We start from the raw sequence: 11,888 nt of genomic DNA, 5'->3' as shown, positions 1-11,888 counted from the left end.
ACGGCTGCGCCGAAGCTGCGATCAGCCCTTGGTCTGCTCCTCGAACGCCTTCAGCGACACCGCTGCGATCTCACGCAGCGTCTCGCGGTTCGCGCCCGAGGAGGCCATCACGCACATGCCCGATGTGACCGCGGAGAGATAGCGCGCAAGCGTGACCGGATCGACGCTTGCGCCGAGGTCACCGTCGGCCTTGGCGCGGACAAAACGTTCGCGCAGCTGGTCCTCGGTGCGGGTGCGGCGCGCCGCGAGTTCGAACGGAACGTTCTCCGAGCCGGTGCCGCAGGCAAGGCCGCCCTGGACCAGCAGACATCCGGGCGGGTTGGCGGGGTCGGTCTGGGCGTCCGCATGCTCCATCAGAAATCGTTCGGCCACCTCGTGCGCGGTCGGGGCACTGACCACCCGGTCCATCCAGGCGTCGCGCTTTTCGCTGTAACGGTCGAGCGCGGCCTTGAGCAGGCCTTCCTTGCTGCCGAAGGCGGCATAGAGGCTCGGAGGATTGATGCTCATCGCCTCGGTGAGCTGCGCGATCGTCGCGCCCTCGTATCCGTGGCGCCAGAACACGTCCATGGCCCGGTCCAAGGCGGCGTCCGCGTCGAAGGCGCGGGGGCGTCCCATTCCCATTTTTCGTTGCTCCGTAAGCGGGGTGCCGTTTCTCTGACGGACTGTCCCTAGCTTATCCTATTGTTGCACCGGATGTTTTTCCACGACTTCCCATTTCCCCATGAATGAGATAATAATTTCATAGTGCCTGATACATAAGTATCTTGCGAACCGGCGTCCAGCTCCACATTTGTAGCGAACACTACAGATATCTGGAGCGCGTGAATGCCCCCGTCAACCCAAAATCCCCGTTCCGGCCGGTTCCGACGCGTCGTCGGCGGCGTCGTGATCCTTGGCGCCGTGGCCGTCGCCGGTTCGGTCGCGACCGGCCATTATTTCCATGCCGCGCAGGCGACGGCCACCGCCGCCGCGCCCGAACCGGCAGTTCCGGTCACCGTCGCCGTGATCCAGCCGCGGTCGACCACCCTGTTCGATGACTTCTCGGGCCGGCTCGAGGCGGTCGACCGCGTCCAGCTGCGGCCGCGAGTGGCGGGCGCGATCCTGTCGACCAACTTCACCGAGGGCGCGCTGGTGAAGTCCGGCGACATCCTGTTCAAGATCGATCCCGCGCCCTACGCCGCCGAGGTCGACCGCGCCCAGGCCCAGCTCGAGGCGGCCAAGGCCCGCGTCGTGTTCACCACCAGCGAAGTCGAGCGCGGCGCGCAGCTGGTCGGCAACAACATCGTCACCAAGCGCGATTTCGACCAGCGCGACAACGCCAATCGTGAGGCGATCGCCAACGTCAAGGCTGCCGAAGCCGCGCTGCAGACCGCAAAGCTCAATCTCGACTACACCGAGGTCCGCGCCCCGGTCGACGGCCGGGTCGGCCGGATCGAGGTCACGGTCGGCAATCTCGTCGCGGCGGGCACCTCGTCGCCGGTGCTGACCTCGCTGGTCTCGGTCAATCCGATCTATGCGAGCTTCGATGCCGACGAGGAAGTCGTGCTGCGGGCGCTGAACTCGATCGCGGACGCCTCCGGCAAGCGCGGCAATCTTGATCAGATCCCGGTCGACATGGTCACCTCGGGCGGCCTCAGCGCCAAGGGGCACATCCAGCTGATCGACAACCAGGTCAACGGGCAGAGCGGCACGATCCGCGTCCGCGCCGTGTTCAAGAACGACGACGGCCGGCTGATCCCGGGGCAGTTCGCCCGCGTGCGGATGGGCCAGCCCAAGCAGCAGACGCTGGTGCTGATCGACGAGCGCGCGGTCGGCACCGACCAGGACAAGAAATTCGTCATGCTGGTCGGCGACGACAGCCGCGCGGTCTATCGCTCCGTCACGCTCGGCGGCGCGGTCGATGGCCTGCGGATCGTCACCGCCGGCCTGAAATCCGGCGACCGCATCGTCGTCAACGGCCTGCAGCGCGTGCGCCCCGGCGCACTTCTGAAGACGGAAGTCGCCGAGATGGGCGCGCGCGGCATGCAGCAGGCATCCACTGAAACCAACCAGCACGTCGTGCAGCGCTAGGCGCTGCACGCGGGGGCGGAGCCATGAATCTCTCAAAATTCTTCATTGACCGGCCGATCTTCGCCGGTGTGCTGTCGATCCTGATCTTCCTCGCCGGCCTCATTTCGCTGGTGGCGATGCCGATCTCGGAATATCCCGACGTGGTGCCGCCGTCGGTCGTGGTGCGGGCGACCTATCCCGGCGCCAATCCGAAGGTGATCGCCGAGACGGTGGCAACGCCGATCGAGGAACAGATCAACGGCGTCGAGGGCATGCTCTATATGTCGAGCCAGGCGACCACCGACGGCGCGATGACGCTGACGGTGACGTTCCGGCTCGGCACCGACCCCGACAAGGCGACCCAGCTGGTGCAGAACCGCGTGCAGCAGGCCGAGCCGCGCCTGCCGGCCGTGGTGCGTCAGCTCGGCATCATCACCAAGAAGAGCTCGCCCGACCTCACCATGGTCGTGCATCTGCTGTCGCCGAACAACCGCTACGACATGACGTATCTGCGCAACTACGCGGTGCTCAACGTCAAGGACCGGCTGGCGCGGATCGACGGCGTCGGCGACGTCCAGCTCTATGGCGCCGGCGACTATTCGATGCGGGTCTGGGTCGATCCGCAGAAAGCCGCAGAGCACTCGCTGACCGCGAGCGACGTGGTCCGGGCGATCCAGGCCCAGAACGTCGAGGCCGCGGCCGGCGTGGTCGGCTCCTCGCCCAGCGTCAAGGGCCTTGACCTGCAGCTCTCGGTCAACGCCGAGGGACGGTTGTCGACCGAGGAGCAGTTCGGCGACATTGTGGTCAAGACCGGCTCGGCCGGCGAGGTGGTCCGGCTGCGCGACGTCGCGCGGATCGAGCTCGGCGCATCCGAATACGGCCTGCGCTCGCTGCTCGACAACAAGCAGGCGGTTGCGATCCCGATCTTCCAGGCGCCGGGTTCGAACGCGCTGGAGATCTCCGACCATGTCCGCGCGACGATGGCGGAGATCAAGAAGAACATGCCGGAAGGCGTGTCGTACCAGATCGTCTACGATCCGACCCAGTTCGTGCGCTCCTCGATCGAGGCCGTCATCCATACGCTGCTGGAGGCGATCGCGCTCGTCGTGCTGGTCGTGATCCTGTTCCTGCAGACCTGGCGCGCCTCGATCATTCCGCTGATCGCGGTGCCTGTGTCGATCGTCGGCACCTTCGCGGTGATGCATGTGTTCGGCTTCTCGATCAACGCGCTCAGCCTGTTCGGCCTGGTGCTGGCGATCGGCATCGTGGTCGACGACGCCATCGTCGTGGTCGAGAACGTCGAGCGCAATATCGAGTCCGGCCTGTCGCCGCGCGACGCCACCAACCAGGCGATGCGCGAAGTGTCCGGCCCGATCATCGCGATCGCGCTGGTCTTGATAGCGGTGTTCGTGCCGCTCGCCTTCATCTCCGGCCTCACCGGACAGTTCTACAAGCAGTTCGCGCTCACGATCGCGATCTCGACCGTGATCTCGGCGATCAATTCGCTGACGCTGTCGCCGGCGCTGTCGGCGCTGCTCCTGAAGGGGCATCACGAGCCCAAGGACTGGCTGACCCGGATCATGGAGAGGTCGCTGGGCTGGTTCTTCCGCGGCTTCAACAAGGTCTTCACCAAGTCGTCCGAGAACTACGGCCGCACCGTCACCAATGTGATCTACGGCAAGGCCGTGGTGATCGGCCTCTATGTGCTGCTGATCGGCCTGACCGGCGTGCTGTTCAAGCAGGTGCCGTCGGGCTTCGTGCCGGGCCAGGACAAGCAGTATCTGGTCGGCTTTGCGCGGCTGCCCGACGGCGCCACGCTCGACCGCACCGAGGAAGTGATCCGCAAGATGAGCGACATCGCGCTGACCCAGCCCGGTGTCGAAAGCTCGGTGGCATTCCCCGGCCTGTCGATCTCCGGCTTCACCAATTCGTCCAACGCCGGCATCGTGTTCTCGACCCTGAAACCGTTCAATGAACGCAAGGACCCGTCGCTCTCGGGACCTGCGATCGCGATGGCACTGAACAAGAAATATGCCGGCATCCAGGACGCTTTCATTGCCATGTTCCCGCCGCCGCCGGTCAATGGCCTCGGCACCATCGGCGGTTTCAAGCTGCAGATCGAGGATCGTGCGGGTCTCGGCTATGAAGCGCTGAACGACGCCACCAAAGCGTTCATGACGGCGATGCAGAAGGCGCCGGAGATCGCCGGCGTGTTCTCGAGCTTCCAGGTCAACGTGCCGCAGCTGTTCGCCGACATCGATCGCACCAAGGCGCTGCAGCTCGGCGTGCCGGTCACGGAGGTCTTCAACACGCTGCAGATCTATCTCGGCTCCTACTACGTCAACGACTTCAACAAATTCGGCCGCACCTATTCGGTCTATGTGCAGGCGGATGCGCCGTTCCGCGCGCGGGCCGACGACATCAGGCAGTTGAAGGTGCGCTCGTCGTCGGGCGACATGGTGCCGCTGTCGGCGCTGCTGAAGGTCCGCCAGAGCGCGGGGCCGGAGCGGGCGATTCGCTATAACGGCTTCCTGTCGTCGGATATCAACGCCGCCGCGGCGCCTGGCTATTCGTCCGGCCAGGCGCAGGAGGCGGCGACGCGGATCGCAGCCGAAACGCTGCCGCCGGGCTTTGCCTTCGAATGGACCGACCTGACCTATCAGGAGTTCATCGCCGGCAATTCCGGAATCTGGGTGTTCCCGCTGGCGATCCTGCTGGTGTTCCTGGTGCTCGCCGCGCTCTATGAGAGCCTGGCGCTGCCGCTCTCGATCATCATGATCGTGCCGATGGGGCTCTTGGCCGCGATGTTCGGGGTCTGGCTGTCGAAGGGGGACAACAACGTGTTCACCCAGATCGGCCTGATCGTGCTGGTGGGCTTGTCGGCCAAGAACGCCATCCTGATCGTCGAATTCGCGCGCGAGCTCGAATTCGCCGGGCGCTCGCCGATCAGGGCCGCGATCGAAGCGAGCCGGCTGCGGCTGCGGCCGATCCTGATGACGTCGATGGCGTTCATCATGGGCGTGCTGCCGCTGGTCCTCTCGACCGGTGCGGGCTCGGAGATGCGGCGCGCGATGGGTGTCGCGGTGTTCTCCGGCATGATCGGCGTCACGGTGTTCGGCCTGTTCCTGACGCCGGTGTTCTATGTGCTGCTGCGCACCGTCACCGGCATGAAGCCGCTGACCCAGCACGGCGAGGCGACCATCCCCGGAAAAGCACACGCGGCATGATGCCGCGTGTGTAAGCTTGATGTCAGCTTGGAAGGGATCAAGCTGCGATATCGAGCAGCAGAAGTGACGAACCACGGACCAGCACCTTGCGGCCCGCGGGCGTCAGCTCAAACGCGTCGCCACGTATCGCGACATAGCCGAGCGTGATCAGGCTCTCGACGGCGAACCGGTTCAGCCGTGACGGGTTTGCTGCGGGAGCCCGCAGCGCTTTCAGCGCATCCCACTGATCGGGTCTGAGTTCGAATTCTTCGCTCATTGGTCCAGGCACTCCAGAAGTTCTTGGCGTGCGAGATACAGAGCGCAGATGAATTTCGTGCGACCACAACGAGTCAGGATTTCGATTTATGTGGACACGCCGTCACATCGCCGTGTCATTGGAATACTTCAATTTTTTCGAATCATTGCGGCGCAAAAACACGTGATTGCGTCACAGAGATTAACTGCACAGCGTCACAGGGGTTAATGGTCTCGATTAGCCGCGCCGCACGCTGGCACCGCCATCGACCGGCAACGTGACACCGGTCACGAAGTTGGCCTCGTCGGAGGCGAGAAACAGCGCGGCATTGGCGACATCCCAGCCCGTGCCCATCTTGTGACGCAGCGGCACCTTGCTGTCACGCTCCGCCTCGACCTCGGCGCGGGTCTTCTTGAATTCGCGGGCGCGGGTGTCCACTGCCATCGGCGTGTTCATCAATCCCGGCAGGATCACGTTTGCGCGAATGCCATATTGCGCATTCTGGTAGGCCAGCTGTTCGGTGAAGGCGATCATCGCCGACTTGGTCGCCTTGTAGGCGACGTAAGGATAGGTCGTGATCGCGGCCATCGACGAGATGTTGATGATCGAGCCGCTCTGCTGCTTGCGCATGATCGGGATCACGTGCTTGGCGGCAAGAATGCAGCTCTTCAGGTTGATCGCGACGCAGCGGTCGAACGCCTCCTCTGATATGTCGAGCAACTCGGCATCGCCGCCGGAGAGGCTGACGCCGACATTGTTGTGCAGGATATCGACGCTGCCCCAGCGGCCATGCGCATCCGCCACCATCGCCTTGATGTCGGCGTTTTTCGTGACGTCGGCCTTGAAGGCGGTCGCAGTCCCGCCCTTGGCCACGATCAGGTCGACGGTTTCCTGCGCCGACGCCAGATTGTGATCGACGCACAAAACCTTGGCGCCTTCGCGGGCGAAGGTCAGCGCGGTGGCGCGGCCGTTCCCGATGCCCTCGCCAGGGCTCTGGCCGGCGCCGACGACGATGGCGACGCGATCTCTAAGGCGCATGTCACTTCACTCCCGGGATCGGGTACTGCTGCAGTACTTCTTTGTAGCTGGGTTCGTTGTCGATCTGCATGGTGGCGAGCACGCGCACCACGGCGCAGTAGAACGCGATCGTCAGCACCAGATCGGTCATGTGCTCGTCGGAGAGCTCTTTCTTGATCTCGGCGAAGGTCGCCTCCGACATCGCGAGCTCGCGCACCATCTCGCGGGCGCCCCTGAGGATCGCTCGTGCCAGCGGCTCGAGCTGCGACGGCTTGCCGTCGGTCTCCGCGATCAGGCCCTTGATGTCCTCGTCGGTGACGCCGAACTCCTTGCCGATCTTCACATGGTGGGTGAATTCATATTCCGACTTCTCCAGCCAGCCGACCTGCAGGATCGCAAGCTCGCGCAATCGCGGGTCGAGCTTGCTCTTGAAGCGGATGTAGCCGCCGATTCCATTGAAGGCGCGTGCCATGTCCGGTGAGTTCACCAGCAGCTTGTGCAGGTTGGTGTTGCGCTTGAGCATGTCGCGATACTCGGGGGCGACCTGGTCGGCTTCGAGATAGGGCAGGCGGGCCATTGTTGTTGTCCTTGTTCGGCGGCTTGCGGGAGAGGCGGCGCTTCAGCCGTAGAGGGCTTTGTGCTCGCCGGCGTAGTTGGCGTAGGAGTCCTTCATGCTGGCACCGTTGAGCAGCATGGTTGCGACCACGGCGTTGTCGGCGTCGAACACGGTCGAGCGCACCCACATGCTTTCGGTGCGCTTGCTGCCGGAGAGCGCCACGACCTCGCGCTCCACCCAATAGGTCTCGCCCGGGAACAGCGGCCCGCGCAGCAGCCGGATCTCCTGGTCGGCGAACAGCCCGACCGCGGGGCCACGGACCGGCAGCCGGTCCTCGCGCGCGCGGTACTGGAACAGCACGCTGAGCATCTCCATCGGGATGACGGCGCGACCCCACGGATTGTGCTCCTGCGCGTAGTAGCCATCCGAGGGTTCGGTGATCACTTTCAGCTTGTCGGCCAGCGAGAACGGATAGAGGTCGCCCATGTTCTGGTCGAAATCCATCTTGATCGCCTGCCGGGCCGTCTTCATGCCGACCTTGATGTCGGCGAGGATCACCGGATCGGTCAGCGGCTTCAGCTCGCCGAGCCGGCGGCTGAGCGCTGTTTCGGTGCCGTCGCCGTCGATCGAGGCCGTGCCACGCAGGATCTCGGTGCCGTCGCGCTTGATCATTCCGATTGCGCAAACCGTCTGGCCCGGTTTCGGCTTCTCGATCTGGGCCTGCACCTCTTCGCCCTCGAACACCGGGTTGCGGTAATGCGCCGACAGGCAGCCGGTCTCGAACCAGGTGCGGCCCCAGATCCGCTCGCACAGCGGCGCGAACTGGCTGAAATGGGTCGGCCCCTCGATGGTGCCGCCGCGGAAGCCGAGCTTCTGCGCGGTTGCGTCGTCGTGAATCGAGGCGTGGGAGTCGTAGGTCTGGGCCTGCAGCATCTGTTTCGGGCTGCGCCAGGGACCCACCAGCAGATCGCCGTTCTCCACGATTTCCGTCGTGAACGCGGATTCGACTCTTATCATCCTTGGTCTCCCTTTGCGCGCACCGTTTCAAAGATGCCGGGGTTCGGCAAGCCTCGAGGCCTCGCGCACGCAACATCGAGATATGTGTTGGGGCCATGGAACGAGGCTGTTCATGCATAACAAAATCAGTGCATGCTGATGCATGATCATTCCGAAGATAATGAGACCGGTTCGGACCGGCGTGGCTGACTGACGGGGAAACTGATGGCGTTGATGGACGTTGGACTGGACGACAAGTACCGGTTGGACACCAAGCGAATCTTCCTCTCCGGTACCCAGGCTCTGGTCCGATTGCCCATGTTGCAGCGCGAACGCGACCGCGCGCACGGGCTGAACACCGCCGGATTCATCTCCGGTTACCGCGGCTCGCCGCTCGGCATGTATGATCACGCGCTGTGGCGCGCCAAATCGTTCCTCAAAGAGCACGACATCGCGTTCGTTCCCGGCCTCAACGAGGATTTGGCGGCGACCGCGGTCTGGGGCAGCCAGCAGGTCGGCATGTTCCCCGGCGCCAAGGTCGATGGCGTGTTCGGCATCTGGTACGGCAAGGGCCCCGGCGTCGACCGCTCGCTCGACGCGCTCAAGCACGCCAATTCGGCCGGCACCTCGCTGAATGGCGGCGTGATCGCGCTGGCCGGCGACGACCATGGCTGCCAGTCCTCTACCCTGGCGCATCAGAGCGAGCAGGTGTTCGCCTCGGCGCTGATGCCGGTGGTCAATCCGGCGACGCTGCAGGACTATCTCGACCTCGGCATTCTCGGTTTCGCGCTGTCGCGCTATTCCGGCTGCTGGGTCGGCTTCAAGGCGATCTCCGAGACGGTGGAGAGCTCGGCCTCGATCGTCAGCGATCCCGATCGCATCAAGATCATCATGCCCGACGATTTCGAGATGCCGCCGGGCGGGCTGTCGATCCGGTGGCCGGATCCGCCGCTGGAGGCCGAGCGCAGGCTGCACGGGCCCAAAATGGAGGCGGTCGCGGCCTTCGCCCGCGCCAACCGCTTCGACCGCATCGTGCTGGATTCGAAGCCGGCGCGGCTCGGCATCATGGCGACCGGCAAGGCCTATCTCGATCTGCGCCAGGCGCTCGCCGATCTCGGCATCACCGATGCCGAGGCGCAGGAGCTGGGTTTGCGCATCTACAAGGTGGCGTTGACCTGGCCGCTGGAGGCCAACGGCGCGCGCGCGTTCGCGGAAGGCTTGCAGGACGTACTGGTCGTGGAGGAGAAGCGCGGCTTCGTCGAGGACCAGCTGGTCCACATCCTCTATAACATGGACGCGTCGAAGCGTCCGTCGGTGGTCGGCAAGCGCGACGAGAGCGGCGCGCCTCTGCTGCCGAGCGAAGGCGAGCTGACGCCGACGATGGTCGCTGCCGCCGTGGTGGCGCGGCTGCGCAAGCTCGGCCATCGCAGTCCGTTGCTGGAGCAGCGCCTGGCAAAACTCGAGGCGTTCGATCGCCCGGCCGAGGGCACCGGCGCCGCGAAGCTGTCGCGCACGCCGTATTTCTGCTCGGGCTGCCCGCACAATTCGTCGACCAAGATCCCCGAGGGCAGCCGCGCCATGGCCGGCATCGGCTGTCACGGCATGGCGCTGTCGGTGCCGAACCGCAACACCCAGACCATCTCGCATATGGGCGCGGAGGGCGTGAGCTGGATCGGGCAGGCGCCGTTCACCAGCGAACAGCATGTGTTCCAGAATCTCGGCGACGGCACCTACACGCATTCCGGTTTGCTGGCGCTGCGCGCCGCCGCGGCTGCCGGCGTCAACATCACCTACAAGATCCTCTACAACGACGCGGTCGCAATGACCGGTGGCCAGCCCGCCGAAGGCGGCTTCACGGTGGCGCAGATCGCCCACCAGGTCTGGGCCGAAGGCACCAAGAAGCTTGCGATCGTCTCCGACGATCCCGACAAATATCCCGCCAATTACTTCCCGTCCGGCGCCACCATCCACCATCGCCGCGAGCTCGACGCCGTGCAGCGCACCTTGCGCGAGATCGAGGGCCTCACCGTCCTGATCTACGACCAGACCTGCGCCGCCGAGAAGCGCCGCCGCCGCAAGCGCGGGCTGTTTCCCGATCCGGCCAAGCGCGTCTTCATCAATGAGCGCGTCTGCGAAGGCTGCGGCGATTGCTCGGTGGCGTCGAACTGCGTCTCGGTGCAGCCGCTGGAGACCGAACTCGGCCGCAAGCGCCGCATCGACCAGTCGAACTGCAACAAGGATTTCTCCTGCATCGAGGGCTTCTGCCCGAGCTTCGTGATGGTGCAGGATCCCAAGCTGCGCAAGGCCGACCGCACCGCCGCCGATCCCAAGGCGCTGTTCGCCGACCTGCCGACGCCGCCGGCGGCTGCGCTGAGCGCGCCCTACAACATCCTGATCACCGGCATCGGCGGCACTGGCGTCATCACCATCGGTGCGCTGCTCGGCATGGCCGCGCATGTCCAAGGGCTCGCCTGCTCGACGCTCGACTTCACCGGCCTGTCGCAGAAGAACGGCGCGGTCATGAGTCATGTCCGGCTGGCGCCGGCCTCCGACATGCTGACCACGGTCCGCATCGCGCCCGGCAATGCCAACCTGATCCTAGGTTGTGACCTCGTGGTTGCAACCAGCGTCCCGGCGCTGAGCCGCGCCGAGCGCGGCTTCACCCGCGCCGTCGTCAACGCCGATTTGCTGCCGACCGCGAGCTTCGTGATCGATCCCGATATCGACTTCGAGGCCAGCTCGATGCGCGATGCGCTGAACGGTGCGGTGAGACCTGACGATCTCGACATCCTCGATGCCACCGGGCTTGCGACCGCGCTGATGGGCGACAGCATCGCCACCAACGCCTTCATGCTCGGCTTTGCGTTCCAGCGCGGCGCGATCCCGCTGTCGCTCGAGGCGATCCTCAAAGCGATCGAGCTCAACGGCGCGGCGATCGAGATGAACAAGACCGCGTTCTCGTGGGGCCGGCTCGCCGCGCACGATCTGCAACGCGTGGTCAGCGCCGCGCGCTTCAAGAACGCGGGCGCAGCGCTGGCAAAGAAGACGCTGGATGAGGCGATCGCGTTCCGCGCCAAGTTCCTCACCGATTATCAGGACGCGGCCTACGCAAAGCGCTATCTCGACGATGTCGCGCGCGTTCGCGCGGCCGAGGCCGCGGCGGCGCCGGGTTCGCAAGACCTGACCGAGGCGTTTGCGAAGGGCCTGTTCAAGCTGATGGCCTACAAGGACGAATACGAGGTCGCGCGGCTCTATTCCGATGGCGAATTCAGCAGGGCGTTGCGCGAGCAGTTCGAGGGCAATTCCGGCTTGAAGGTCCTGCTGGCGCCCCCGCTATTGGCACAGCGCGATCCGGTCACCGGGCGGTTGCAGAAGCGCGAATTCGGGCCGTGGATATTCAAGGCATTCGGGCTGCTGGCCGGCCTGAAGGGCCTGCGCGGCACTGCGTTCGACATCTTCGGCTACACCGCCGAGCGCAAGATGGAGCGCGCGCTGCCGGTCGACTATTCGGCGATGATCCTGCGCCACCTCGACGGCAACAAGCCGCTCGATCTGCCGCGCCTGGTGGCGCTGGCGAAGGCCGCGGACCTCGTGCGCGGATACGGCCATATCAAGGAAGGCAATGTCGCCCGCTACCGCACCGAATGCGCGCGGTTGGAGCGCGCGATCGGCCAGCCGCTGGCACAGGCGGCGGAATAGGGGCCGGGAACTTTCCACGGCCGCCTTGGTTGACCAGTAACCCTGCCTGCAACCAGCGGCTGGATTCGCGCGGCCGGGTCCCTACATGATGGCTGTTCTGTTCGAGTGA

At 65.0% G+C, this 11,888-nt stretch carries 8 protein-coding genes; 3 read left to right on the top strand and 5 right to left on the bottom strand.

The features are described 5' to 3' along the window. Window positions 1–21: 21 nt before the first annotated feature. Complete coding sequence (locus tag ACTUWL_RS07345; RefSeq protein ID WP_021076795.1) at window positions 22–621, bottom strand: TetR/AcrR family transcriptional regulator; 600 nt, start codon at window positions 619–621, stop codon at window positions 22–24. Window positions 622–825: 204 nt separating this feature from the next. On the opposite strand from ACTUWL_RS07345, the gene ACTUWL_RS07340 reads away from it, so the two are divergent. Together ACTUWL_RS07340 and ACTUWL_RS07335 are read left to right on the top strand one after the other, a co-directional pair. After that, window positions 826–2,070 (top strand): efflux RND transporter periplasmic adaptor subunit, encoded by a 1,245-nt coding sequence (locus ACTUWL_RS07340; protein WP_021076794.1) that lies wholly within the window; start codon window positions 826–828, stop codon window positions 2,068–2,070. A 23-nt stretch (window positions 2,071–2,093) separates the two neighbouring features. Beyond that, window positions 2,094–5,276, top strand: a complete 3,183-nt coding sequence (locus tag ACTUWL_RS07335) for an efflux RND transporter permease subunit (protein WP_021076793.1) — start codon at window positions 2,094–2,096, stop codon at window positions 5,274–5,276. 37 nt (window positions 5,277–5,313) lie between these two features. Here the strand turns inward: ACTUWL_RS07335 and ACTUWL_RS07330 are convergent, their stop codons facing one another. The 4 genes from ACTUWL_RS07330 to ACTUWL_RS07315 all read right to left on the bottom strand — a co-directional run bounded on the left by ACTUWL_RS07330 (window position 5,314) and on the right by ACTUWL_RS07315 (window position 8,101). Further along, window positions 5,314–5,532: a hypothetical protein gene (locus tag ACTUWL_RS07330; RefSeq protein ID WP_021076792.1), complete on the bottom strand. Its 219-nt coding sequence runs from the start codon at window positions 5,530–5,532 to the stop codon at window positions 5,314–5,316. 216 nt (window positions 5,533–5,748) lie between these two features. Then, a complete protein-coding gene (locus tag ACTUWL_RS07325) occupies window positions 5,749–6,549 on the bottom strand; it encodes an SDR family NAD(P)-dependent oxidoreductase (protein ID WP_021076791.1) in 801 nt (266 codons plus the stop codon). 1 nt (window position 6,550) lies between these two features. Beyond that, the gene (locus ACTUWL_RS07320; protein WP_021076790.1) at window positions 6,551–7,105 is read right to left on the bottom strand and encodes a carboxymuconolactone decarboxylase family protein; all 555 of its coding nucleotides are present in this window, start codon (window positions 7,103–7,105) and stop codon (window positions 6,551–6,553) included. Between the two features lie 42 nt (window positions 7,106–7,147). After that, on the bottom strand, window positions 7,148–8,101 hold the full coding sequence (locus tag ACTUWL_RS07315; RefSeq protein ID WP_021076789.1) for a starvation-inducible DNA-binding protein: 954 nt from the start codon (window positions 8,099–8,101) through the stop codon (window positions 7,148–7,150). 204 nt (window positions 8,102–8,305) lie between these two features. On the opposite strand from ACTUWL_RS07315, the gene ACTUWL_RS07310 reads away from it, so the two are divergent. After that, window positions 8,306–11,779 carry an indolepyruvate ferredoxin oxidoreductase family protein gene (locus tag ACTUWL_RS07310; RefSeq protein WP_021076788.1) on the top strand — a complete coding sequence of 1,158 codons (3,474 nt, stop codon included), beginning with the start codon at window positions 8,306–8,308 and terminating at the stop codon, window positions 11,777–11,779. Window positions 11,780–11,888 lie beyond the last annotated feature (109 nt).

Source organism: Bradyrhizobium sp. WCU1, from assembly GCF_053474805.1.
The sequence above is the reverse complement of the archived record's forward strand: the minus strand, read 5'-3'. Positions and strand labels throughout refer to the sequence as shown.